Origin of the sequence: Micromonospora sp. NBC_01655 (assembly GCF_026339755.1) — a bacterium.
Lineage (GTDB): Bacteria > Actinomycetota > Actinomycetes > Mycobacteriales > Micromonosporaceae > Micromonospora.
This window is the reverse complement of sequence record NZ_JAPEQF010000001.1, coordinates 5,311,842-5,336,739: the sequence shown is the minus strand read 5'-3', so window position 1 is coordinate 5,336,739 and position 24,898 is coordinate 5,311,842. Positions and strand designations below refer to the sequence as shown.

General features: G+C 72.7%; 19 protein-coding genes. 8 read left to right on the top strand and 11 right to left on the bottom strand.

The window, feature by feature from the left end; genetic code table 11:
• Positions 1-24: 24 nt before the first annotated feature.
• A complete protein-coding gene (locus OOK41_RS24180) occupies positions 25-1,164 on the bottom strand; it encodes an MBL fold metallo-hydrolase (RefSeq protein WP_266266807.1) in 1,140 nt (379 codons plus the stop codon).
• A 106-nt stretch (positions 1,165-1,270) separates the two neighbouring features.
• Positions 1,271-2,281, bottom strand: coding sequence for a serine hydrolase (locus OOK41_RS24175; protein ID WP_243639759.1), 1,011 nt, complete (start codon positions 2,279-2,281; stop codon positions 1,271-1,273).
• A 357-nt stretch (positions 2,282-2,638) separates the two neighbouring features.
• Here OOK41_RS24175 and OOK41_RS24170 point away from each other — a divergent pair, with 357 nt between their 5' ends.
• Positions 2,639-3,607, top strand: a complete 969-nt coding sequence (locus OOK41_RS24170) for a peptidoglycan DD-metalloendopeptidase family protein (protein WP_266266805.1) — start codon at positions 2,639-2,641, stop codon at positions 3,605-3,607.
• 119 nt (positions 3,608-3,726) lie between these two features.
• On the opposite strand, the gene OOK41_RS24165 is transcribed toward OOK41_RS24170, so the two are convergent.
• Genes OOK41_RS24165 through OOK41_RS24155 form a run of 3 tightly spaced genes read right to left on the bottom strand, consistent with a single transcriptional unit; the run spans position 3,727 to position 7,156 of the window.
• On the bottom strand, positions 3,727-4,488 hold the full coding sequence (locus OOK41_RS24165) for a succinate dehydrogenase/fumarate reductase iron-sulfur subunit (RefSeq protein WP_266266804.1): 762 nt from the start codon (positions 4,486-4,488) through the stop codon (positions 3,727-3,729).
• Complete coding sequence (locus OOK41_RS24160; protein ID WP_266266803.1) at positions 4,485-6,422, bottom strand: fumarate reductase/succinate dehydrogenase flavoprotein subunit; 1,938 nt, start codon at positions 6,420-6,422, stop codon at positions 4,485-4,487. The genes OOK41_RS24165 and OOK41_RS24160 overlap by 4 nt, the downstream gene beginning before the upstream one ends.
• 2 nt (positions 6,423-6,424) lie before the next feature.
• Positions 6,425-7,156, bottom strand: a complete 732-nt coding sequence (locus OOK41_RS24155; protein WP_266267962.1) for a succinate dehydrogenase cytochrome b subunit — start codon at positions 7,154-7,156, stop codon at positions 6,425-6,427.
• A gap of 35 nt (positions 7,157-7,191) precedes the next feature.
• Between OOK41_RS24155 and OOK41_RS24150 the strand changes: the two genes are divergently transcribed.
• Together OOK41_RS24150 and rfbB are read left to right on the top strand one after the other, a co-directional pair.
• Entirely contained in the window at positions 7,192-8,121 is a 930-nt protein-coding gene (locus OOK41_RS24150; RefSeq protein WP_266266802.1) for a LysR family transcriptional regulator, read from the top strand.
• A gap of 200 nt (positions 8,122-8,321) precedes the next feature.
• A complete protein-coding gene (gene rfbB, locus OOK41_RS24145; protein ID WP_266266801.1) occupies positions 8,322-9,362 on the top strand; it encodes a dTDP-glucose 4,6-dehydratase in 1,041 nt (346 codons plus the stop codon).
• Positions 9,363-9,399: 37 nt separating this feature from the next.
• On the opposite strand, the gene hrpA is transcribed toward rfbB, so the two are convergent.
• Positions 9,400-13,458, bottom strand: a complete 4,059-nt coding sequence (gene hrpA, locus OOK41_RS24140) for an ATP-dependent RNA helicase HrpA (RefSeq protein WP_266266800.1) — start codon at positions 13,456-13,458, stop codon at positions 9,400-9,402.
• 98 nt (positions 13,459-13,556) lie between these two features.
• On the opposite strand from hrpA, the gene OOK41_RS24135 reads away from it, so the two are divergent.
• Positions 13,557-14,000, top strand: a complete 444-nt coding sequence (locus OOK41_RS24135) for a cytidine deaminase (RefSeq protein ID WP_117669434.1) — start codon at positions 13,557-13,559, stop codon at positions 13,998-14,000.
• 34 nt (positions 14,001-14,034) lie between these two features.
• Here OOK41_RS24135 and OOK41_RS24130 read toward each other — a convergent pair whose 3' ends face one another.
• Positions 14,035-14,394: a YciI family protein gene (locus OOK41_RS24130; protein WP_117669433.1), complete on the bottom strand. Its 360-nt coding sequence runs from the start codon at positions 14,392-14,394 to the stop codon at positions 14,035-14,037.
• 454 nt (positions 14,395-14,848) lie between these two features.
• Here OOK41_RS24130 and OOK41_RS24125 point away from each other — a divergent pair, with 454 nt between their 5' ends.
• The 4 genes from OOK41_RS24125 (at position 14,849) to OOK41_RS24110 (ending at position 18,935) form a co-directional block, all read left to right on the top strand.
• Complete coding sequence (locus OOK41_RS24125; protein WP_266266799.1) at positions 14,849-15,895, top strand: iron ABC transporter permease; 1,047 nt, start codon at positions 14,849-14,851, stop codon at positions 15,893-15,895.
• The gene (locus OOK41_RS24120) at positions 15,892-16,956 is read left to right on the top strand and encodes an iron chelate uptake ABC transporter family permease subunit (protein ID WP_266266798.1); all 1,065 of its coding nucleotides are present in this window, start codon (positions 15,892-15,894) and stop codon (positions 16,954-16,956) included. Before OOK41_RS24125 ends, OOK41_RS24120 begins: the two co-directional genes overlap by 4 nt.
• Before the next feature lie 173 nt (positions 16,957-17,129).
• Positions 17,130-17,972 (top strand): ABC transporter ATP-binding protein, encoded by an 843-nt coding sequence (locus OOK41_RS24115; RefSeq protein ID WP_266266797.1) that lies wholly within the window; start codon positions 17,130-17,132, stop codon positions 17,970-17,972.
• 21 nt (positions 17,973-17,993) lie between these two features.
• Positions 17,994-18,935 (top strand): ABC transporter substrate-binding protein, encoded by a 942-nt coding sequence (locus OOK41_RS24110; RefSeq protein WP_266266796.1) that lies wholly within the window; start codon positions 17,994-17,996, stop codon positions 18,933-18,935.
• 10 nt (positions 18,936-18,945) lie between these two features.
• On the opposite strand, the gene OOK41_RS24105 is transcribed toward OOK41_RS24110, so the two are convergent.
• From OOK41_RS24105 to OOK41_RS24090, 4 genes are all read right to left on the bottom strand, one after another.
• Positions 18,946-20,199 carry an IS701 family transposase gene (locus OOK41_RS24105; RefSeq protein ID WP_266267818.1) on the bottom strand — a complete coding sequence of 418 codons (1,254 nt, stop codon included), beginning with the start codon at positions 20,197-20,199 and terminating at the stop codon, positions 18,946-18,948.
• Between the two features lie 265 nt (positions 20,200-20,464).
• On the bottom strand, positions 20,465-21,085 hold the full coding sequence (locus OOK41_RS24100; RefSeq protein ID WP_266266795.1) for an endonuclease domain-containing protein: 621 nt from the start codon (positions 21,083-21,085) through the stop codon (positions 20,465-20,467).
• Positions 21,086-21,611: 526 nt separating this feature from the next.
• On the bottom strand, positions 21,612-22,259 hold the full coding sequence (locus OOK41_RS24095) for a hypothetical protein (RefSeq protein WP_266266794.1): 648 nt from the start codon (positions 22,257-22,259) through the stop codon (positions 21,612-21,614).
• Between the two features lie 120 nt (positions 22,260-22,379).
• A complete protein-coding gene (locus tag OOK41_RS24090; RefSeq protein WP_266266793.1) occupies positions 22,380-24,893 on the bottom strand; it encodes an RNA helicase in 2,514 nt (837 codons plus the stop codon).
• Positions 24,894-24,898 lie beyond the last annotated feature (5 nt).

Here is a 24,898-nt window from a genome sequence, read left to right as displayed (position 1 = left end):
GCGCGTCCCGCGCGGCGCGGGCGCTCAGGCGACCGACTGCCACCAGCCGTCGACCGCGGGCGGGTCGTCGACCACCACCCGCTCGCCGGGGCGGGGCACGGCCAGCCGCACGTCGCGGGCCTTCGCCTCGGCCCAGATCCGGTCCACCGGCTCCGACCAGTCGTGCAGGGCCAGGTTGAACGTCGCCCAGTGCACCGGGACGAGCAGCCCGCCGCGCAGGTCGAGGTGGGCGGCCACGGCCTCCTCCGGGAACATGTGGATGCTCGGCCACGCCCGGTCGTACGCGCCGATCTGCATCAGCGTGACGTCGAACGGGCCGCGCTCCGCGCCGATCTCGGCGTACCCGTCGAAGTAGCCGGAGTCGCCGGTGTAGAAGACCCGCCGGTGCGCGCCGGCCACCACCCACGAGCTCCACAGCGTGCCGTCCCGGCGCAGGCCCCGGCCGGAGAAGTGCTGGGCGGCGGTGGCGGTGATCGTCAACGGCCCGGCCCGGTGGCTCTCCGACCAGTCCAGCTCGACGATCCGGTGTTCCGGCACGCCCCAGCGCTCCAGGTGGGCGCCGACGCCCAGCGGCACCAGGAACGGCGCCGACTGCCCGGCCAGCAGCGCCCGCACGGTGGCCATGTCGAGGTGGTCGTAGTGGTCGTGGGAGATCAGGATCGCGTCCACGGCGGGCAACTCGTCGAGGCCGACCGGGGGCTCGTGCAGCCGCCGCGGCCCGACCAGCGCCGACGGCGAGCACCGGTCGCTCCACACCGGGTCGACCAGCACCCGGTGCCCCTCGATCTCGATCAGCGCCGACGCGTGGCCGTACCAGACGACGTTGAGTTCGCGCTCGGTCGCGGCGGGCGCGTCGGTCGGCCGCAGCAGCGGGACGGCGGCGGACGGCCGGCGCTTCTGCTTGCCGAAGATCAGCTCGCGGACCAGGTTGCGGTCGGGCGCGCCGGCCATCGTCCGGGTGCTCGCCGGGTTGTGGAAGGTGCCGTCGCGGAACTGCGGCGAGCGGGCCGCCCGCGCGGCGCGCGCCCCGGTCAGCCGCCCGCCCAGCGCCGCCGGCACGTCCCGCGCGACCCAGGCCAGGCCGGCGAGCGCGGCCAGCCCAGCCGCACCGCGCAGCCGCCGCCCGAGCGCCCGCTGCCCGGCCTGTTCCGCTGGTGCCCCCATCGTCGCCCGCCCCCTCCGCCGGTGTCCCGCCAGTACACGGTAGTCCGCCGCCGCACCCGCGCGCCGGGTGCCGGTCGGCTCGGCCGCGCGGGTGCTCGGGGGCTGGTCAGCCGCCGTTGCTCGGCCGCCGCACGGTCGGCCGGTAGCTGGCCCCGACGCCGCTCAGCCCGTCGATGGTGGCCAGGAAGCTGCGCCCCATCCGGGCCCGGGCCTGCACCGCCGGGTGGGTCGCGCCGAAGTTGTCCGCGTCGGCCTGCCCGTTGGCGAACAGGGCGTACGTCAGCACCGCCGCGCCGGCGGAGTCGAAGATCACCCCGGCCTCGTGCCGGGCGTCGCCGAACCAGCCCGCCTTGGTGGCGATCCGGGCCCGCTGCGCGGAGGACATCTCGCGCCGGATCCCGTCGGTGAACGCGACGGGGGAGCGCAGCAGCCCGAGCAGGAACGCCGTCGAGGACGCCGACAGCAGCGTGCCGGCGACCAGCGCCCGCAGCAGGTCGTGCGTTTCCCGGGGGGTGCTGGTGCCGAGGAAGAACCGGTTCGGGTTGGCCACCGGCTGCACCTGCGTGTTCGGGAAGCCCTTCGCCACCAGGATCTGGTTCAGCTCGACCGCCGGGCAGACCAGGCCGCAGAGCCGGACGGCGGTGTCGTCGGAGACGGTGAGCAGGTTGGCCAGCGCGTGCCCGAGGGTGACGCTGCTCGGGTACGCGCCGTCCAGGCTGAAGATCCCGTCCCCGCCGGGCACCACGATCGACGCCGTCACGTCGACCCGCTGGTCGAGCGTGAGCAGTCCCCGGTCGACCTTGTCCAGCACTGCCGTGGCCACCGCGATCTTGTTCACGCTGTACGCCTCGATCTGGGCGTCCGCCTCGTCGGCGACGGCCACCAGCGGGGCGCCGGACGGGTTGGCGACCGTCACGTACGCCTGCCAGTTGCCGCCGGCCCGGGCGGACTCCTGCGCGTACCTGGCAGCCACCCAGCTCGCGGCCTCGCTCGCGTTGGCCGCCTTCCGGGGGCGCAGGCCGGCGGCGGAGGCCGGCGTGCCGGCGCCGAGCACCGTGCCGGCGGTTGCCACCGTGCCGAGCCCCAGCGCGGCCCTGCGGTTCACCCTGATCGTCACTCGTCTCTCCCGTTGGTGGTCGCGGATCATCCGTCCCGCCACCCTAGGGGAAGAGATCGATTCCGGCAGGCCCCCGGAATCACTCATCATGACCGCCGGGTCACTGCCGAGCGGGCCGTGCTGGTCGGCCCGCCAACCGCCCGGAGCACCCCGGTCGAATCCGGTCGCCGCCCGTCGTGGGCGTCCCGCTCGCCCTGCCAGGTGGGTGCCGTCCCCCGGAGGCTCGCCCGGTCTGCTCGGCAGTCGGCGGAAGAGTTCCGGACATTGATCTATCGAGATGGAATATCTACGATCACTGCCGGCCGGTACCGGAGCGTCCGCCGGTCACCGCGCGTGAGCGAGCATCGGGAGACAACAATGAGCGACGATCCGGAAACGGGCCGCCTACTCGACGCGCCGGCTCGGCGCCGCACCCTTTTCACGGCGCTGGGCGTCGGGATCGGCGTCGGGGTCGTCGGCGTGCCCAGCCCGGCGCTGGCGGCGGTCGCCGGCTGGAGCAACCCGACGCTCGGCGCACTGACCTCCGGGTACAAGACTCCCAGCCGGCCCACCCACACGGGCTGGGACGTGGCGAACGACCAGGGCACCCCGGTCTACGCGACGGCGGACGGAACGGTCCGGGACATCAAGACCAACTCGTACCCGGGGGACACGTCGAGCGGTCCCCTGGCCGGTCGCACCGGCAACAGCGTCCACCTCAACCACGCCGACAGCTACTTCTCCTACTACGGCCACCTCCACCGGGTGCTGGTCGGCGTCGGCCAGCAGGTCAGCTGCGGACAGCTGATCGGCCTGATGGGCACCACCGGCAACTCCAGCGGCCCGCACCTGCACTTCGAGATCCACCGGCCCCGGCTGACCTCGACGGACCCCCGGGTCTTCCTGGCCAACCGGGGTATCACCCTCGGCGCGACGGCCCCCGTCGGCAGCACCGGCTACCCGAGCGTCAGCCAGGGCGCCTCGGGGTGGGTGCCCCGGGTGATCCAGTACCTGGTGCGGGCACGCGGCGTCTCCGTCGTCGTGGACGGCGTCTTCGGGCCGGCCTGTGCCTCGGCGGTCAGGTCGTTCCAGAGCGGTCGAGGACTCTACGCCGACGGCCTGGTCGGCCCGATCACCTGGACGGCCCTCGTCCTGCCCCTGCGGGAGGGCAACTCCGGCGACCTGGTCCGTGGCCTCCAGACCGCGCTCAACGCCCGGGGTGCGAGCCTCGTCGTGGACGGCGGGCTCGGTTCGGTCACCACCACCGCGGTACGCAGCTTCCAGAGCCGCAACGGTCTCGTCGCCGACGGTCTCGTCGGCCCGGTGACCTGGAGCGTGCTGATCTGAACCGCCGGTGACCGGCCGTCGCCCGCCGGGCCGGCACCGTCGCCCGCGGCCTGCCCGGAGACGGGCCGCCCGCCGGCCCTCGCTGGGTGCGGCGGTCGGCCCGTCGGGGCACGGCCGGGTCAGGAGCCCGAAGTGCCCCCGCCCTTGGCGGTGGCCGCGAGGTAGTCGCGGTTGAGCCGGCCGATGGTGTTCAGCGGGATGCCCTTCGGGCAGACCACCGTGCACTCGCCGGCGTTGGTGCAGCCGCCGAAGCCGGCCTCGTCGTGCGCGTCGACCATCCCGACCACCCGGGTGTACCGCTCCGGCTGGCCCTGCGGCAGCAGCGAGAGCTGGGTGAGCTTGGCGGCGGTGAACAGCATTCCGGAGCCGTTCGGGCAGGCCGCCACGCAGGCCCCGCAGCCGATGCACGCGGCCGAGGTGAAGGCGGCGTCCGCGTTGGCCTTGGCCACCGGCGTGGAGTGCGCCTCGGGGGCGCTGCCGGTCGGTGCGGTGATGTACCCGCCGGCAGCGATGATCTTGTCGAAGGCGCCCCGGTCGACCACCAGGTCCTTGATGACCGGGAAGGCGCGGGCCCGCCACGGCTCGATGTCGATCGTGTCGCCGTCGGAGAACTGCCGCATGTGCAGCTGGCACGCGGTGGTACCGCGCTGCGGACCGTGCGCGTCGCCGTTGATCATCAGGCCGCACATGCCGCAGATGCCCTCGCGGCAGTCGTGGTCGAACGCCACCGGCTCCTCGCCGGAGAGGATCAGCCGCTCGTTGAGCACGTCGAGCATCTCCAGGAACGACATGTCGGGGGAGACGTCGTCGACCTGGTAGGTCACCATCCGACCCTTGTCCTCGGGGCCGCGCTGGCGCCAGATGCGCAGGGTCAGGTTCACTTGTAGCTCCGCTGCGTCGGGTGCACGTATTCGAACTTCAGGTCTTCCTTGTGCAGCACGACCGGCTCACCGGTGCCGGTGTACTCCCAGGCCGCCACGTAGGCGAACCGGTCGTCGTCGCGCTGCGCCTCGCCGTCCGGGGTCTGGTGCTCGGCGCGGAAGTGGCCGCCGCAGGACTCCTCGCGGTGCAGGGCGTCGACGCACATCAGCTCGGCCAGCTCGAAGAAGTCGGCCACCCGGCCGGCCTTCTCCAGCGACTGGTTGAGCCCCTCGCCGTCGCCCGGGACCCGGACCCGCTTCCAGAACTCCTCGCGCAGCGCCCGGATCTCGTCGATCGCCTTGCGCAGGCCGGCCTCGCTGCGCTCCATCCCGCAGTGCTCCCACATGATCTGGCCCAGCTCGCGGTGGAACGAGTCGACCGTCCGATCGCCGTTCACCGCCAGCAGCCGCCGGATGCGGTCCTCGACGTCGGCGCGGGCCTCGACGGCCGCCGGGTGGCTGGCGTCGACCTTCTCCAGCGGCCCGGACGCCAGGTAGTGGGCGATGGTGCTGGGCAGCACGAAGTAGCCGTCCGCGAGGCCCTGCATCAGCGCGGAGGCGCCGAGCCGGTTCGCGCCGTGGTCGGAGAAGTTCGCCTCGCCGATCACGAACAGGCCGGGGATGGTCGACTGGAGGTCGTAGTCGACCCAGAGGCCGCCCATCGTGTAGTGCACGGCGGGATAGATCCGCATCGGGACCTGGTACGGGTCCTCGCCGGTGATCCGCTCGTACATCTCGAACAGGTTGCCGTACTTGGCCTCGATGGCCTTGCGGCCGAGCCGGTCGATGGCGTCGGCGAAGTCGAGGTAGACGCCGAGCTTGGTCGGCCCGACGCCCCGACCGGAGTCGCAGACGTTCTTGGCGGCCCGGGAGGCGATGTCCCGGGGGACCAGGTTGCCGAAGGAGGGGTAGATCCGCTCCAGGTAGTAGTCCCGCTCGCCCTCGGGGATGTCCCGGGGCGCGCGGTCGTCGCCCTCGGCCTTCGGCACCCACACCCGGCCGTCGTTGCGCAGCGACTCGCTCATCAGGGTCAGCTTCGACTGGTGGTCGCCGGAGACCGGGATGCAGGTCGGGTGGATCTGGGTGTAGCAGGGGTTGGCGAAGTACGCGCCCTTGCGGTGCGCCCGCCAGGTCGCGGTGACGTTGCAGCCCTTGGCGTTGGTGGAGAGGTAGAAGACGTTGCCGTACCCGCCGGAGGCGAGCACCACCGCGTCGGCCAGCTCGGTGCTGATCTCGCCGGTGACCATGTCCCGGACCACGATGCCCCGGGCCCGGCCGTCGGCGACGACCAGCTCCAGCATCTCGTGCCGGGCGTTCATCTCCACGTTGCCCAGGCCGATCTGCCGCTCCAGGGCCTGGTACGCCCCGAGCAGCAGTTGCTGGCCCGTCTGGCCTCGGGCGTAGAAGGTGCGCTGCACCTGCGCGCCGCCGAACGAGCGGGTGTCCAGCAGGCCGCCGTACTCGCGGGCGAACGGGACCCCCTGGGCGACGCACTGGTCGATGATGTTGACCGACACCTCGGCCAGCCGGTGCACGTTCGACTCCCGGGAGCGGAAGTCGCCGCCCTTGACGGTGTCGTAGAACAGCCGGTGTACCGAGTCGCCGTCGTTGCGGTAGTTCTTGGCGGCGTTGATGCCGCCCTGCGCGGCGATCGAGTGGGCCCGGCGCGGGCTGTCCTGGTAGCAGTACGACCTGACCCGGTAGCCCTGCTCGGCCAGCGTGGCCGCGGCCGAGCCGCCGGCCAGGCCGGTGCCCACCACGATCACCGTCAGCTTGCGGCGGTTGGCCGGGTTGACCAGCTTGGCCTCGAAGCGGCGACGGTCCCAGCGGGTCTCGACCGGGCCCTCGGGGGCCTTCGTGTCGGCGATCGGGTCGCCCTCGGTGAACAGATCCATGGTCAGGCCACCAATCCGGTGAGTACGGCGAAGGGGACCACCAGATAGCCGGCGCAGAGCGCGACGGCGAGGACCAGCGCGGCGGCGCGCGCCCGGCGCTCGCCCCTCGGGCTCTGCTGGCCGAGGCTGCGGAACGCGCTGAACGCGCCGTGGCGCAGGTGGAAGCCGAGCGCCACGATCGCCAGGGTGTAGAAGAGCGTGACGTACCAGCGCTGCGGGGCGAAGTCGGCGACCACGTTGCCGTACGGGTTGCCGGGAGCGCCCTGGGGGTTCAGGTGACCGGTGGTCAGGTCCAGGATGTGGTAGATCACGAAGAGCAGGATGATCACCCCGCCCCAGCGCATGGTGCGGGCCGCGTAGCTGCCCCGGACGGCCTTGCGGTGGGCGTACCGAACCGGGCGGGCGGCCCGGGCGCGCATCGCGAGCACGGTGGCGGCGGCGATGTGGCCCAGCACGGCCGCCAGCAGCACCGTGCGTTGCAGCCACAGGAACCAGGTCGACGGGAGCAGCGGCGTGCCGATGTCGCGCAGCCAGTGCGCGTAGTGGTCGAACGCGGTCTCGCCGGTGAAGATCTTCAGGTTGCCGAGCATGTGGGCGATCAGGAACAGCACAAGGAGGATGCCCGTCACCGCCATGACGGCCTTCAGGCCGACGTTGGAGCGGATGGGCGACCGAGTTTTCGTGAGTACCACCCGACCGACGCTAGGAGTACTTGGATTAGTCGTCCAATGCATCAACCTCGCAGTCTTGATAGCCATAGGCTATGTAGATGCAGCTCCATCAGCTCCGCTACTTCGTCGCGGTCGCAGAAGTGCGACATTTCACCCAGGCCGCCGACGTCGTCGGCATCACCCAGCCCTCGTTGAGTAAGCAAATTCACGCCCTGGAGACCGCCCTCGGGGCGCCGTTGTTCGAGCGGGTGCGGGGCAACATCGCCCTCACCGCCGCCGGCGAGGTGCTGCTCCCGCTGGCCAAGCGCATCCTCGCCGACGTCGAGACCGCCACCCGCGAGGTCCAGGAACTGGTCGGGCTGCGGCGCGGGCGGGTCCGCCTCGGCGCCACCCCGAGCCTGGCCACCTCCCTCGCCCCGCCGGTGCTGCGCCGGTTCCGCGACGCCCACCCCGGCGTCGACCTGCGGGTGGAGGAGAGTGGCTCGCAGGACCTGGTCCGCGACCTGCTCCGCGGCGACCTGGACCTGGCGTTGATCATCATGCCCGCCCACGGCGCGGATCCCGGGCTGCGCACCGAGGAGATCCTGCGGGAGAGCCTGGTGGTGGCCTCGCTGGACGAGGTCCCCGGCACCTCGGCGGCCGGCGACCTGCGCGTCACCGACCTGCGCGGCCAGCCGCTGGTCATGTTCCGCGAGGGCTACGACCTGCGCGACGCCACCCTCCAGGCGTGCCGGGAGGCCGGCTTCGAGCCCACCCTGTCCGTCGACGGCGGCGAGATGGACGCCGTGCTCAGCTTCGTCGAGGCCGGGCTCGGGGTGGCGCTGGTGCCCGGCATCGTGGTGGCCCGCCGCCCCGGCATCCGGGTCACCCGGCTGGCCCCGCCCGGGGTGCGGCGGACCATCGCGGTGGCCCGCCGGCGCGACGTCGTGCCCACCCACTCCGGGCGCGAGCTGCGCCGCATCCTGCTGGACTACGTGCACACCGCGATCGAGCTGGGCGACCTCCCGCCCGGGGTGGAACCGCGGTGAGCGACCTGGTCGGGGGAACGACCGCGACCATGCCGTCCGTTTGTGTCGCGCTTGAGTTAAATAGTCCTTAAGCGCGTTGTATGAGCCGCGTTGCTCCTGTTGGTCCCCTATGGTGAAGCCTTGCACCGGCTCGACGCCCCGTCGGCCTGTCGAAATCGAAGTCGAACGCGCGGGCTCGCGTGGCAGGGAGGCCACACCACATGAGGATCCTGGTTACCGGCGGTGCCGGCTTCATCGGGTCACACTTCGCCCGGAGCCTGCTCAACGGGCGGTACGTCGGCTTCGAGGACTGCCACGTTACGGTCCTGGACAAGCTGACCTACGCGAGCGACCGGAACAATCTGCCCGCCAGCCACCCCCGCCTGGCCTTCGTCCGGGGCGACATCTGCGACCGGCCGTTGCTCGCCGACCTGGTCCCCGGGCACGACGCGGTGGTGCACTTCGCCGCCGAGTCGCACGTGGACCGCTCCATCGACGACCCGGCCCCGTTCTTCGAGACGAACGTGATGGGCTCGCACCGCCTGATGGCCGCGTGCGCCCGCGCCGGGGTGGGCCGGGTGGTGCACGTCTCCACCGACGAGGTGTACGGGTCGATCACCGACGGCGCGTGGACCGAGCGCTGCGTGCTGGAGCCCAACTCGCCGTACGCGGCGTCGAAGGCGGCCAGCGACCACGTCGTGCGGTCGTACTGGCGCACCTACGACGTCGACGTGTCGATCACCCGGTGCGCCAACAACTACGGGCCCTACCAGCACGTGGAGAAGGTCATCCCGCGCTTCGTCACCAGCCTGCTCACCGGCGGGGACATCACCCTGCACGGCGACGGCGGCGCGGTCCGCGAGTGGCTGCACGTCGACGACCACTGCCGGGCCATCGCGCTGGTGCTGGGCAAGGGCCGCGCCGGGGAGGTCTACAACATCGGCGGCGACGTCGAGCTGACCAACAAGGCGCTGGCCGAGAAGATCCTGCTGCTCGCCGGGGCCGGCTGGGACCGGGTGCGGCACGTCGCCGACCGCAAGGTCCAGGACCAGCGGTACTCGCTCGACTACACCAAGATCTCCGACGAGCTGGGCTTCGAGCCACAGGTCCCGTTCGCCGAGGGGCTGTCCGAGGTCTTCCACTGGTACCGGGAGAACCGGGCCTGGTGGGCGCACGCGTACCCGGAGGCCCGCCCCGGCGGCCTGACCAACTCCGTGCGGGGGCTCCCGGTCGGCCGGGCGGTGCCGGCCCCGGTGCACTGACCCGGCAGCACCGCCGCCAGCACGCCGTCCCGCCGGCTCAGCGGCCCTCGGCGTCGTCCATCGCCCGGTAGATCCGCTGCTCGGAGACCGGATACGGGGTGCCCAGCGCCTGGGCGAACACGTTCACCCGCAGCTCCTCGATCATCCAGCGGATCTGCCGCACCGCCGCCGACCCCCGCCGGCTCGGCGGCAGCGCGGCGAGCAGGTCGGCGTACTCCTTCTGCACCACCGCGATCCGGTCCTGTTGCTGGCGGTCCCGCTGCGGGTTGCCCGGCAGCCGGTCCAGCCGCCGCTCGATCGCGGTCAGGTAGCGCAGCAGGTCGGGCAGGCGAGGGTACCCGGCCTCGGTGATGAAGCCGGCGTGCACCAGGCCGGAGAGCTGGGCCCGGATGTCGGCCAGGGCGGCCACCACGGCCAGGTTCTGGGTCCTGCCGAGCCGCTGCTCGACGGCGTACCCGGCGGCGAGGACCTGCCGGACCCGACCCATCACCTCGACCACGGTGTCCACCAGGTCGGCGCGGACCCGCTCGCGCAGCGCGCCGAAGCCCTCGGCGTCCCACGCCGGGCCGCCCGCGTCGGCGATCAGCTTGTCGATCGCCGCCCCGGCCGCGTCCTCGATGAGTTGCTGCACGCCGCCGTGCGGGTTGCGGCTCAGCGCCAGCTTCGCCTCGTTGGACAGCCGTCCCTGGAGGAACTTCGCCGGGGACGGCACGGTCAGCCGCAGCAGCCGCCGGGTGCCAGCCCAGTGCGCGGCGGCCTGCTCGGCCTCGGAGTCGAAGACCTTCACCCCGACCGTCGGCCCCTCGTCGACCAGCGCCGGGTACCCGGTCACCGCGTACCCCGCGCGGACCTGCTCGATGGTGCGAGGAAGATCGTCGATGCTCCACTCACGGAGGCCCGTCCGGGCGATGTCCGGCGCGGCGGCGGCCACCACCTGGCGGACCTCCTGGCGGAGCTGGCGTTGCAGGGCCGGCAGGTCCTTGCCCTCGGCGACGGGCTTGTTCTCCTCGTCGAGCACCCGGAAGCTGACCCGCAGGTGCGGGGGGAGCTTCGCCGGCTCCCAGGCGTCCCGGGGCACCGTCACCCCGGTCATCCGGCGTAGCTGCCGGGTCAGCGCGTCCAGCAGCGGCTCCTCGCCCGGCGTGATCGCGGCGAGCGCGGCCCGGGCGTAGTCGGGGACCGGGACGAAGTTGCGCCGGACCGCCTTGGGCAGTGATCGGATCAGCGCGATCACCAGCTCCTCGCGCAGCCCGGGGACCTGCCAGTCGAAGCTCTCCGCCGGCACCTGGTTGAGCAGCGGCAGTGGGATGTCCACGGTCACCCCGTCGGTCGAGGTGCCCGGGTCGAAGGTGTACGTCAGCGGGAGGGCGACCCCCTCGGCCCGCCACTCGTCCGGGTAGTCGGCCTCGTCCACCCCGCCCCGGCCGGCGTTGACCAGCAGCTCCCGGGTGAAGGTGAGCAGGTCCGGCCGCTCCCGGCGGGTCTGCTTCCACCAGGCGTCGAAGTGCCGCCCCGACACCACGTCGGCCGGGATCCGCTCGTCGTAGAACTGGAAGATCGTCTCGTCGTCGACCAGGATGTCCCGCCGGCGGGCCCGGTTCTCCAGCTCCGCGATCTCGGTCAGCAGCCGCTGGTTGTCCTGCCAGAACTGGTGGTGGGTCTGCCAGTCGCCCTCGACCAGGGCGTGCCGGATGAACAGCTCCCGGGACAGCGCCGGGTCGATCCGGCCGAAGTTCACCTTCCGGGCGGTGACCAGCGGCACGCCGTACAGGGTGACCTTCTCGTACGCCAGCACCGCCGCCTGCTTCTTCTCCCAGTGCGGCTCGCTGTAGCTGCGCTTGACCAGGTGCTGGGCCAGCGGCTCGACCCACTCCGGCTCGACCCGGCCGGCCACCCGCCCCCACAGCCGGGAGGTCTCCACCAGCTCGGCGGCCATCACCCAGCGCGGCGGCTTCCGGAACAGCGCCGAGCCGGGGAACAGCGCGAACTTCGCCCCCCGCGCCCCCAGGTACTCGTGCTTCTGCGGGTCCTTGAGCCCGACGTGGGACAGCAGGCCGGGCAGCAGCGACTGGTGCACCTTCGGGGTGTCGATCTCCTCCGGCAGGTCCGCGGCCGGGCCGCGCCGACCGCCGTCCGTCCCGGCCTCCTTCGCGCCGCGCTCGCCGCGCCCGGCGCCGCCCTGGTCGGGGGTACGCAGCACCTGGCGGAGTTGGCTGACGATGTCCTGCCACTCGCGCACCCGCAGGTAGTTGAGGTACTCCGCCTTGCACATCCGGCGGAACGCGCTGGAGGACAGCTCCCGCTGCTGCTCCCGCAGGTACCGCCACAGGTTCAGCAGCGCGACGAAGTCGGATTCCCGGTCGGCGAACCGGGCGTGCGCCTGGTCGGCCTGGGCCTGCCGCTCCGCCGGGCGCTCGCGCGGGTCCTGGATGGACAGCGCGGCGGCGATCACCATCACCTCGGTGGCGCAGCCGTTGCGCTCGCCCTCGAGGACCATCCGGGCCAGCCGGGGGTCGACCGGGAGCTGGGCCAGCCGCCGGCCCAGCGGGGTGAGCCGCTTGTCCGGGTCGGTCTCGGCCGGGTCCAGCGCGCCCAGCTCGTGCAGCAGGTTCACGCCGTCGGTGACGTTGCGCCGGTCCGGCGGGTCGATGAAAGGGAACGCCGCGACGTCGCCCAGCCCGATCGAGGTCATCTGGAGGATGACCGAGGCCAGGTTGGTGCGCAGGATCTCCGGGTCGGTGAACTCCGGGCGGGACAGGAAGTCCGGCTCGTCGTAGAGGCGGATGCAGATGCCGTCCGAGGTGCGCCCGCAGCGGCCCTTGCGCTGGTTGGCCGACGCCTGGGACACCGGCTCGATCGGCAGCCGCTGCACCTTCAGCCGGCTGGAGTAGCGGGAGATCCGGGCGGTGCCTGGGTCCACCACGTACTTGATGCCGGGCACGGTCAGCGAGGTCTCCGCGACGTTGGTGGCCAGCACCACCCGCCGCCCGGCGTGCGGGGCGAACACCCGGTGCTGCTCGGCGGCGGACAGCCGGGCGTACAGCGGCAGGATCTCGGTGCCGAGCAGCGACCGCTTCCTCTCCACCAGCCGGCCCAGCGCGTCGGCGGTGTCCCGGATCTCCCGCTCGCCGGAGAGGAAGACCAGGATGTCGCCCGGCCCCTCGGCGGCCAGCTCCTCCACCGCGTCGCCGATCGCCTGGACCTGGTCGCGGACGTTCTCCTCGTCGTCGGCCTCGTCGGCCTCGGCCTCGGCGACCTCGACCAGCGGCCGGTACCGCACCTCGACCGGGTACGTGCGCCCGGACACCTCGACCACCGGCGCCGGCCTGCCCTCCGTCTCCCCCTCGGCGGGCGGGGCGGCGAAGTGCCGGGCGAACCGCCCGGTCTCGATGGTCGCCGAGGTGATGATCACCTTGAGGTCGGGCCGGCGGGGGAGGAGCTGCCGCAGGTACCCCAGGATGAAGTCGATGTTGAGGGAGCGCTCGTGCGCCTCGTCGATGATCAACGTGTCGTACTGGCGCAGCATCCGGTCGGTCTGCAACTCGGCCAGCAGGATGCCGTCGGTCATCAGCTTGACCAGGCTGCGGTCGCCGACCTGGTCGGTGAAGCGGACCTTGTAGCCGACCACGTCGCCCAGCTCGGTGCCCAGCTCCTCGGCGATCCGGTCGGCCACCGTCCGGGCGGCCAGCCGGCGCGGCTGGGTGTGCCCGATCAGCCCGTGCACCCCGCGCCCCAGCTCCAGGCAGATCTTCGGTAGCTGGGTGGTCTTGCCGGACCCGGTCTCGCCGGCCACGATCACCACCTGGTGGTCGCGGATCGCGGCGGCGAGGTCGTCCCTGCGGTCGCTGACCGGCAGCCCGGCCGGGTAGGTGATCACGGGCACCGCCGCCCGACGGTCGGCGAGGCGCTGCTCGGCCCGGGCCACGTCGGCGGTGATCTCGGCCAGGGCGGCCTCGCGCCGCTGCGGGTCGCGCAGCCGCCGGATGCCGTCGAGGCGCCGCTGGATTCGGCGCTGGTCGCGGAACATCAGCGTGGGCAGGCGGCGGTGCAGCTCGCGGACGGTGTCGGGCGCGGCGGGTACGGCTGGATTCTGCATGTCGTCGCCAAGGATAGGCAGCCCGAGTGCCGACCGCCCCCCGGTTATCGCCGTCTAGAGTTGACCGCCGACCGACACCGACCGCGGGGACGCCGAGAATGACCATGCGAGACACCGACCGGGCGCTGGTACAGGCCGCCACGGCGGTCGCCAAGCTGCGTTGTCGCAGCGAGAACCACACCGTCGCCGCTGCCGCCCGCACCGCCGACGGCCGGGTCTTCACCGGCGTGAACGTCTACCACTTCACCGGTGGGCCGTGCGCCGAGGTGGTCGCGATCGGCGCTGCCGCCACCCAGGGCGCGGGCGAGCTGGAGACGATCGTGGCGGTGGGCGACCGGGGGCGGGGCGTCATCCCGCCGTGCGGCCGGTGCCGGCAGGTGCTGCTGGACTACTTCCCGTCGATCCGGGTCATCGTCGGCCCGGCGGACGCGCTGCGCGCCGTGCCGGTCGCCGAGCTGCTGCCCACCCAGTACGTCTGGGCCGACCACCAGCTCGACGCGGGCGCCGGGGTGCCGACGCCCCGCGAGGGCGCCGCCGGCTGACCGGCCCGGCGGGACGCCCACGGCCCGGATCGGCTCAGTCGCCCGCCGCCGTCTCCAGCATCGACCGGGGGACCGGCACGCCGCCGAACCGGACGTTGCCCTGCGGCACCAGCCAGCTCATCACCCGCACGACGAGCCGGCCGGCCCGGACCGCCGGGTCGTTGCCGTACAGCTCGCGGGCCGCCGCCCGATCGACCGCGAGCACCGCGAAGCCGCGCAGCCGGTCGTCGTCGGGGTCGAGGAAGGGGCCGGCCGCCAGGACGAGGCCCTGCTCCACCAGCCCCGCCTGGTGGGCCAGGTGGGCGTCGCGCAACCGGTCCGCCGCGTCCCGGGGCAGCTCCGGCGCGTCCTCGGGCCAGGCCAGGAGCACGACGGTGTGCTGGTCGAATTCCATGCGACCAGCGTAGGGGGGTGAATGGTACCGCCATCGCCCGAACAAGGGTTTACGAGAAGACCGCACCTTTTGCCACTCCAACGGAAACTTGTTCTAGCTGGCCCTCGGTCGCGCAACGACGACGCGGGGAGGTGCGGGGCAGTGCTCTCCAGGGGAGGTCTGCTCATCGCGGGAGCGGCGGGCGGCCCACCCGGCTGGCGCCAGCCGGGTGGGCCGTAGCCGGATCGCGTCCGGCGCCGCCACTGGACCCGCGCGGCATCCCGGACCCGGATCAAGGCCCGGTTCGACCGGCGGGCTCCTCCGGGCTCGGCCCGGCCGGCGTGGCGGCCCTCGGGGCCGCCGCCCTGGGCGCGGGAATGCTGCACAGCGCACGCGATCCCGGATCGATACCCGCTGGTTAGACGGGTCTGAGCAGCTCGGCTAAGGTAAGGCGTACCTAAGTCGAGGGAGCTTCGTGTCCACCGTCGCCGCGCGGCCGATCCGGCCCGCCAACCGGCCCGCCCGCGGCCCCGGCCGCCGCGTCGCAGTCACCGTGGCGGCGGCGGTGGTGCTGGCGCTCGCCGTGCTCGCCAGCTTCGCCCTCGGCAGCCGACCGCTCCCGCCGGGTGACGTGTGGCACGCGCTGGTCGCCCCCGACGGCGGCGACGCCACCACCATCGTCCGCGAGCTACGGATGCCGCGCACCACCCTGGGCGTCGTGGTCGGTCTCGCCCTCGCCGTCGCCGGGGTGCTGTTCCAGGCGCTGACCCGCAACCCGCTTGCCGAGCCGCGCATCCTCGGCATCAGCGCCGGCGCATCGTTCGGCGTGGTGCTGGCCATCGCCGTCTTCGGTGTCGGCAGCCTCGCCGGGTACGTCTGGTTCGGCGTCGCCGGGGCGCTCCTGGCCGGCCTGGCCGTGTTCGCGGTCGCCAACCGGACCCGCGAGGGCGCCTCGCCGGTCACCCTCGCGCTGACCGGCGCCGCCCTCGACGCCAGCCTCGGCGCCGCCGTGTACGCGCTGCTCAGCATCGACGCCCGCACCTTCGAGGAGTACCGGTTCTGGGTGGTCGGCGGGCTGACCGGCCGAGACGTCGGCGTCACCGGCCAGGTGCTGCCGCTCGTCCTCGCCGGGGGTGTGCTCGCCGCCCTGGTCGCCCGGGGCCTGGACGCGCTCGCCCTCGGCGACGACGTGGCCCGGGGGCTGGGCCACCGCATCGGCCTGGTCCGCCTCGGCGGCGGCGCGGCCGGGGTGCTGCTCACCGGGGCGGCCGTGGCGGCGGCCGGGCCGATCGCGTTCGTCGGACTCGCCGTGCCGCACCTGGCCCGGGCCCTGGTCGGCGCGGACCACCGGTGGACCCTCGCCGTCGCCGCCCTGCTCGGGCCCGCCCTGCTGCTCGGCGCCGACGTCGTCGGCCGGCTCGTCGCCCCGCCCGGCGAGGTACCCGCCGGGGTGGTCACCGCGCTGATCGGCGCCCCGCTGCTGGCCTTCCTCGTCCGCCGCGCCCGGGTGGTGACCGCGTGAGCGCCCTCGCCACCGGGGTCCGCCCCCGGTCCGCCCCGCCCGGCCGGTCCCTGCTGCGCCTCGGCCCGCTACGGGTGCCGGTACGCCGCCGGCCGGTGCTGGTCGCCGCCGCGCTGACCGCGCTGCTCGCCGCCGCCGGGGTGCTCAGCCTCTCCCTCGGCACCCCGTACGTCGCCACGCCCGACGTGCTGCGCGCCCTCTCCGGCGCCGGCACCCCGTACGACCTGGTGGTGCTGGATCTGCGGCTGCCCCGGCTCGTGCTCGCGGCGGTGGCCGGCGCGGCGTTCGGCGTCGCCGGCACGCTGATCCAGAGCGTGGCCCGCAACCCGCTGGCCAGCCCGGACGTCATCGGCGTCACCCAGGGCGCCGGGCTGGCCGCCACCATCGCCCTGACCGGCGGGGCCGCCGCCGTCCTGGTCGCCCCGGCGGCGCTGCTCGGCGGACTGGCCGCGGCGGCGCTGGTGCTCGCCCTCGGCGCCCGGCACGGGCTGGCCGCCCAGCGGTTCGTGCTCGCCGGGGTCGCGGTGGCCTTCGCGCTGCGGGCGCTGATCGAGGTGGTCATGATGACCGCCGACCCGATCGACGGGCTGCGGGCCCAGATCTGGCTGATCGGGACCCTCGCCGGCAAGGGGTGGACCGAGGCGACGTGGATCGCGGTCACCCTGCTGGTGCTGCTGCCCGTGCTGCTCTGGGCCGGCTGGGCGCTGAACAGCACCGCCCTGGACGACGACACCGCACGCGGGATCGGCGTCCGCCCGGTGGCCCGCCGGATCGGGCTGGCCGGCACCGGCGTGCTCGCCGCCGCAATGGTCACCGCGCAGGTCGGCGCCGTCGACTTCGTCTCCCTGGTCGCCCCCCAACTGGCCCGCCGGCTGGTCCGCGCCGAGCGTCCCCCGCTGCTCTGCTCCGCCCTGCTCGGCGCGCTGCTGCTGGTCCTCGCCGACCTCGCCGGCCGGCGGTTGTTCGCCCCCACCCAGCTACCGGCGGGCGTGCTGACCGCCGCGATCGGCGGACCGTACCTGATGTTCCTGCTGTTGCGTGGACGCCGGAGGGCGTCCTGATGCCCACGCCCGGCCCCGCCCCCGACCCCGCCGGCCCACCGGCGCCGTCGACCCGGCCCGCCACCGCCCCCGCACCCCGGACCACCGGCCCCGCCGGCACCCCCGCCTCCCCGCCCGCCGGATCCCCCGACGTTGCCGCCTCCCCGCCCGTCGTCCCCACCCGAGGAGCCGCGATGCTCTCCACCCGCGACCTGGTCGTCGGCTACGACGAGCGGACCGTCCTGGACGGCCTCGACCTCGCGCTGCCCGCCGATGCCTTCACAGTCGTCGTCGGGCCGAACGCCTGCGGCAAGTCGACGCTGCTGCGCACCATGGCCCGGCTGCTCACTCCCCGCCGGGGCGCGGTGCTGCTCGACGGCACCGCGATCCGGGACCTGCCGACCCGGGAGGTCGCCCAGCGCCTCGGTGTCCTGCCGCAGAGCCCGCTGGTGCCGGAAGGGGTCACGGTCGCCGACCTGGTCGGCCGGGGCCGCCAGCCGTACCAGCGGTGGTGGCGGCAGTGGTCGGAGCGGGACAGCGCCGCCGTCGACGAGGCCATGGCGCTCGCCGACGTGTCCGGCCTCGCCGACCGGCCGGTGGACACCCTCTCCGGCGGGCAACGGCAGCGGGTCTGGATCGCGATGACCCTGGCCCAGGACACCGAGGCGCTGCTGCTGGACGAGCCGACCACCTTCCTCGACCTGGCCCACCAGGTGGAGGTGCTGGACCTGCTGCACCGGCTGCGCGTCGAACGGGGCCGGACCGTGGTCGCCGTGCTGCACGACCTCAACCAGGCCGCCCGGTACGCCGACCACCTGATCGCCATGCGCGCCGGCCGGGTGGTGGCCGCCGGCCCGCCCCGGGAGATCCTCACCGCGGAGCTGGTTCGCGACGTCTTCGGGCTCGACTGCGTCGTCGTGCCCTGCCCGGTGACCGGCGCGCCCCTGGTCGTGCCGGCCCTCACCAGCGTCTCCCTGGCCGCCCCCGCCCGGGCCGCCTCCTCCGTCACCTCCTCTGCCGGCCCGCTGGCCGGCTGAACTCCTCGAAAGGAAACATCGATGCGTCGTCTCGCCGCCGTGCTCACCGCGGCCGTCGCCCTCGGCGTCGGACTCACCGCCTGCGGAGAGAGCGACCCCGTCGCCGACACCGCCGCCGGGGAGACCCGGGAGATCACCCACGCCATGGGCACCACCAAGGTGCCGGCCGACCCCAAGCGGGTCGTCGTCCTCGACACGGACAAGATCGACACCACACTCTCGTTGGGTGTCACACCGGTCGGCGCGGCCACCGCCGGTGAGGCGAAGGGCTGGCCGACCTACTTCGGCGAGGAGAAGCTCGCCGGGATCAAGGCTGTCGGGGTGCTCACCGAGCCCGATCTGGAGGCGATCAACGCCCTCAAGCCCGACCTGATCCTGGGCAGCAAGTTCCGCCAGGAGAAGTTCTACGACGAGCTGACCGCCATCGCCCCCACGGTGTTCACCGAGCAGGTGGGCATCACCTGGAAGGAGAACCTCCTCCTCGACGGCAAGGCCCTCGGCAAGGAGCAGCAGGCCCGTGACCTGCTCACCACGTACGAGAAGCGGGCTGCGGACTTCGGCGCGAAGCTCGGCGACGCCGCCCAGCGGAAGATCTCCATCGTGCGCTTCATGCCAGGTGCGATCCGGGTCTACGGCCCGGACTCCTTCTCCGGCATCGTGGTCGGTGACACCGGGCTGGGCCGCCCCGAGCGGCAGCAACTCGCCGGCAAGGCGGACAAGCGCTTCGACGCGGTCAGCCCCGAGCGGGTCAACGAGGTCGACGCCGACGTCATCTTCGTGACCGCGTTCGGCGAGAAGGCCGCCGCCGAGCAGAGCACCGTCACCGGCGGCACCCTCTGGAAGGGCCTGTCCGCGGTCAAGGCCGGCAAGGCGTACCCGGTCTCCGACGAGGTCTGGATGACCGGCATCGGCGTCGGCGCCGCCAACAGGATCATCGACGACCTGGACAAGTACCTCTCCTAATACTCCAACGTCACTTGATCTTTGGGCTGATGTGGTGAGCGAGTCTGCGCTGGTAGTGGGACCGGCGGGCTCGGGCTTGGGATGTTCGCCGCCAGATCGACCAGTGCAGGGTGTGCGCTGGGAGTAGCGGTATGGCGAGGACGAAGGTGTTGAGGAGTCGGCGGATCTCGGCGACGGTCAGCGCGATGGTCTCGGGCTCGGGGCAGGGCTGTTGCGCGGCGAGGATGGTCAGGACGGCCAGTGCGAGCATGGCGAGGGTGACGAACCGCTGCCAGCCGGTCCAGCCGCGGACCTGGTAGTGGTCCAGGCCGACCTGGCCTTTGCCGGTCTGGAACAGCTCCTCGATGCTCCAGCGGGAGCCGGCCGCCCTGACGAGGGTGTGTAGTGGCGCCGGGCGGGGTGACCAGCACAGGTAGTAGGCCAGCTCTGCGGTGGTGTGGTTGCGGCGGATGAGTAGCCACCGGTGCTCACCGGGTGTGGTGGCGGTGGTGATCCACGCCCATAGGTAGTCGCGGGGGCCTTTCGCTCCAGGCCCGCAGCTGTGCGGCTGCCAGCTGGTGGTGGGGATCCCGTCGGCGAGGTCGTCGACACGGATCAGGGTGCGGCCGTCGTTGACGTGCACGCGTCGGTCGCAGCCGACTGCCAGGACGTAGCCGATCCTGCGATGTTCCAGGTCGGCGCGTAGGCCGGGGTCAGCGCCGTAGACCTCGTCGCCGGTCACCCACCCGACCGGGACGTCGGCGTCCAGTGCGGCGGCGATCATCTGCCGGGCCAGGGCCGGTTTCGTGGCGAACCCGACTTCGTCGGGAACGCCGGCGGCGACGAGACGCTGCGGCTGTTGGCACCAGGTCGTCTGCGGTAGGTAGAGCCTGCGGTCGATCATCGCCCGCCCGTGCCCGGTGACGTAGGCCAGGAACACCCCGACCTGGGCGTTCTCCACCCGGCCGGCGGTGCCGGTGTACTGCCGCTGCACCCCGACCGAACACCCGCCCTTCTTCAGGAACCCGGTCTCGTCGACGACGAGCACCCCGTCGGGGTGGCCGAGCCGCTCGACCAGCCAGGCGCGTACGTCGTCGCGGACGGCGTCGGCGTCCCACACCGCCGTGCGCAGCAGCCGTTGCATCGCCTGCGGATCGGCGTGACCAGCCCGCTCCGCGAGGGACCAGCAGGTTTTGCGTTCCAGACCCGAGAGCAACCCTTCCACGAACTGCCCGGCGGTCGCACGCGGTTCCGCCCGGGCGAACCTGCCGGCGACACGCGCCACCGCCTCGTCCAGGATGACCCGCCACCGGTCGGGGTCTACGCTGTGGCACGCGGCCACCGCATGATCTTCGTTTGTCTTCACAAACCATCGATGATCAACGCGGTGGCCGTCCTCATGCGCACGCCACGCCCAACGCCGAACCAAAATGACGTTGGAGTACTAACCCGCCCACCCCACCCCCTCCCACCTGCGGCGGCGCGCAAATTCACGGAAAGAGTGGCTGTTCCGCCTGGAACAGCCACCCTTTCTCTGTAAATGCAGAAGGTCAACGGGCGGAGCGGCGGGAGTGGAGGGCGGAACGGATCTCCGTCAGCACACCGTCGAAGTCCTCTCTCATCCGTTTGCTCGTCACGTGCAGGACCACCCAGCCGTCACCGAGTAGTTGGTTCAGACGTTGCCGGTCGCGGTGGAACTGATCCGGGTCGTGGTGCCAGCGGCCGTCGTACTCGACGGCCACCTTGAGGTCCGGCCAGGCGAGGTCGACCCTCGCCACGAATCGACCGTTCCGGGTGACCACGTGTTGGGTCACCGGCCGGGGCAGCCCGGCGCGGACGAGTCGCACTCGCAGCCGCGACTCGGGCAGGGACTCCGCGCCTGCGTCGACCAGGCTCAGTGTTTCGGCGAACTTCCGGGCACCCCGCTGACCCCGACGCCGGGCCAGGTACGCCGTGAGGTCGGCGGCCTGGACGGCTCGGTTGTGCAGCAACGCGTCGATCAGCGCCACTGCCTCGACGGTGTCCAGCCAGCAGGCGAGGTCCCAGCAGGTGCGGATGCCCGTGGTGACACGCATTCCGTCGATCAGCCGCGACTCGCCCTCGCGCCACCCGGCAACATGGATGAGCAGGCCGGCGAGGGGACCGAAACGGGAGGTCGGATGGACCAGCACCTCGACCGGCTCGTGTGGCCCCGGTGTCGGCCCGCCGAGTACGGCGACGGCCGATCTACCCGCGACGACGCATCCGGGTGGGAAGAGCCACGACGCCGCGGCCCGGCACCGGGTCAGGTGCGTTATCTCGATACGGGCGTCGGCATAGACATTGTGGAGAACCTGCCGCCACGCGCTGCTACGTAGGTCGTTTTTGCTCAGCAGGCCGCGACGAACCGCGTCCCGGGCGTAGAATACCTGCCCGACCAGTTCGGCCGGCCGACGAGGAATGCGAGCCACCCTCCCACCCTGACGCACCCACCCACCTTCCGAAACCCCCTGTGGACAACCCCTCCCCTCCGCCCTCCTCCCTCGCATTTACACGGAATGAGTGGCTATTCCACGAGGAATAGCCACTCATTCCGTGAATTTGCGCCACGCCACCCGGCGGGGGCGTGGGGGGAGGGGGGTGGGGGGAGAGGGTTAGTCGCTGCCACTCCGCTTCGCGAAGCGGCCCTAATCGGGAGGAAGTAGGTCTACTTCCGAGTTAGGCGGCGGTGGACCAGATTGCGCGGAAGGCGGCGGCCTCGCCGGCGAGCCACTGCTCGACCTGCTGGGGCTTGACGCTGTCCGGCATCCGGTACGCCTCGCCCCGGCGGACGTCGACCAGCACGGGCTCGGCGTGCGGCAGGACGGCGTCCATGTGTCGGGCCATCAGGTGCAGGGTGGCCAGCGCCGCCTCCTCGCTGGGCGGGGCCTCGTCGAAGTGCAGGCGGACGGCCTCGGCCCGGCCGTCGTCGGCGTACCGGATGCCGAACTGTGGGTTGATCTTGACGGGGAGGTCGCCGAGCATGGCCAGGGCGTCGCGGGTCTGGGCCAGGTCGACGCCGGTCGGCTCGCCGAGGGAGCGCAGCCAGGCCGTCGCGCCCGGCACGAGCGCCTGGTAGAGCGGGCGCCAACGCGGCTTGACCACGTCGGCGACCTGCGCCAGGTGGGTGCCGCCGGTGTGGAACGCGACGTCGGCCTTGAGGGCCTTGACGAACTGCCCGTGCGGGTTGAAGCCGTGCCGGCTGGCCCGCTGCTTGCGCAGGCCACCGACGAAGCTGGCCTTGGTGGGCCCGGTGCGGTCGACGTACCGGGTGAAGCCGAGGAGGGTGGCGTAGGGCGGGAGGGTGCTGGGGGTGGGCGCGGTCACGGAAGTCCTCCCAGGTCAGGACTTGGTTTAGTACATACATTCTAATCGACACCTCTGACATCGCCCAGCGAAAAGGAGGGGCAGTCCGGACAACCGGACTGCCCCTCCTGCGGCGATCGGCTAGAGCTGGCCGACGTCCGTGATCCGGACGGCGGCGGCGCCCACCTCGTCGGAGGCGGCCAGGTCGATCTCGGCGCTGATGCCCCAGTCGTGGTCGCCGTCCGGGTCGTCGAGGATCTGCCGGACCGTCCACCGCTCCCGGCCCTGGTCGATCATCAGCAGCGCCGGGCCGCGGGCGTCCGGCCCGACCCCGATCGAGTCGTACGCCTCGAAGTACGGCTCCAGCGCGTCGGCCCACGCGTCCGCGCCCCAACCGTCCCCGGCGTCCAGTTCCCCGAGCAGGTCCCAGCGGCGCAGGGCGGCCAGCTCGACCCGGCGGAACAGCGCGTTGCGCACCAGCACCCGGAACGCCCGGGCGTTGCGGGTGACCGCCGGCGGCCGGTCGGCCAGGGCGGCGTACGCCTCGGCGGCCTCCGCGACGTCGGACGGGTTGCGCAGCCGCTCCCACTCGTCGATCAGGCTGGAGTCGACCTGGCGGACCAGCTCGCCGAGCCACTCGATGAGGTCGACCAGCTCCTCGGTCTTGGCGTCCTCGGGCACGGTCTGCCGCAGCGTCTTGTACGCGTCGGCGAGGTAGCGCAGCACCAGGCCCTCGGACCGGGTGAGGGAGTAGAACTGCACGTACTCGGTGAAGGTCATCGCCCGCTCGTACATGTCCCGCACGACGGCCTTGGGGGAGAGCTGGTGGTCGGCCACCCACGGGTGTCCCTGCCGGTACATCTCGTACGCGGCCTCCAGCAGCTCCGCGAGGGGCTTCGGGTGGGTCACCTCGTCGAGCAGTTCGAGGCGGGCCTCGTACTCGATGCCCTCGGCCTTCATCGCGGCGACCGCCTCGCCACGGGCCTTGAACTGCTGCGCGGAGAGCACCTGGCGCGGGTCGTCGAGGATCGACTCGATCACCGACAGCACGTCGAGCGCGTACGACGGGGAGGCGGCGTCCAGCAGCTCGATGGCGGCCAGCGCCAGCGGGGACAGCGGCTGGTTGAGCGCGAAGTCGAGCTGGAGGTCGACGGTGAGCCGGACCCTGCGCCCGGTCTCGTCCGGCTCGGGCAGCTCCTCCACCACTCCGCCGGCGCGCAGCGCCCGGTAGATGGCGATCGCCCGGCGGATGTGCCGGCGCTGGGCGGCGCGGTCCTCGTGGTTGTCGGTGAGCAGGTGCCGCATCGCGGCGAACGCGTCGCCGGGGCGGCCGATGACGTTGAGCAGCATCGAGTGGCTGACCTGGAAGCTGGAGGTCAGCGGCTCCGGCTCGGCCTCCACCAGGCGGTCGAAGGTGGGCCGGCCCCAGCCGATCGAACCCTCCGGCGGCTTCTTGCGGACCACCTTGCGCCGCTTCTTCGGGTCGTCGCCCGCCTTGGCCAGGGCCTTCTCGTTGTCGATGACGTGCTCGGGGGCCTGCACGACGACCCGGCCGAGGGTGTCGAAGCCGGCCCGGCCGGCCCGGCCGGCGATCTGGTGGAACTCGCGGTTCTTGAGCAGCCGGGTACGCACGCCGTCGTACTTGCTCAGGCCGGTGAACAGCACCGTGCGGATCGGCACGTTGATGCCGACCCCGAGCGTGTCGGTGCCGCAGATGACCTTGAGTAGCCCGGCCTGGGCCAGGGTCTCCACCAGCCGGCGGTACTTCGGCAGCATGCCGGCGTGGTGTACGCCGATGCCGTGCCGGACCAGCCTCGACAGGGTCTTGCCGAACCCGGAGGTGAACCGGAACCGGCCGATCGCCTCGGCGATCATGTCCTTCTCGGCCCGGGTGGCGACGTTCACGCTCATCAGCGCCTGGGCGCGCTCCAGCGCGGCGGCCTGGGTGAAGTGCACGACGTACACCGGGGCCTGCTTGGTCTCCAGCAGCTCCTCCAGGGTCTCGTGCAGCGGCGTCATCGCGTACGAGAAGAGGAGCGGGACCGGCCGCTCGGCCGAGCGCACCACGGCGGTCGGCCGGCCGGTGCGCCGGGTGAGATCGTCGACGAAGCGGGTGGTGTCGCCGAGGGTGGCCGACATCAGCACGAACTGCGCCTGGGGCAGCTCGATGATCGGCACCTGCCAGGCCCAGCCCCGGTCCGGCTCGGCGTAGAAGTGGAACTCGTCCATGACCACCTGGCCGACGTCGGCCCGCTCGCCCTCGCGCAGCGCGAGGTTGGCCAGGATCTCGGCCGTGCAGCAGATGATCGGGGCGTCGGCGTTGACGCTGGCGTCGCCGGTCAGCATGCCGACGTTGTCGGCGCCGAAGACCTCGCAGAGGGCGAAGAACTTCTCCGACACCAGGGCCTTGATCGGGGCGGTGTAGAAGGTGGTCCGGCTGTCGGCCAGGGCGGCGAAGTGCGCGGCGATCGCCACCAGGCTCTTGCCCGAGCCGGTCGGCGTATTCATGATCACGTTCGCGCCGGAGACGATCTCGATGACCGCCTCCTCCTGGTGGGGGTAGAGGTCGAGGCCGCGCTGCTTCGCCCAGTCGGCGAACGCGTCGAAGAGGGTGTCGGGGTCGGCGCTTGTCGGCAGCGCGGCGGTGAGCGTCATAGCCC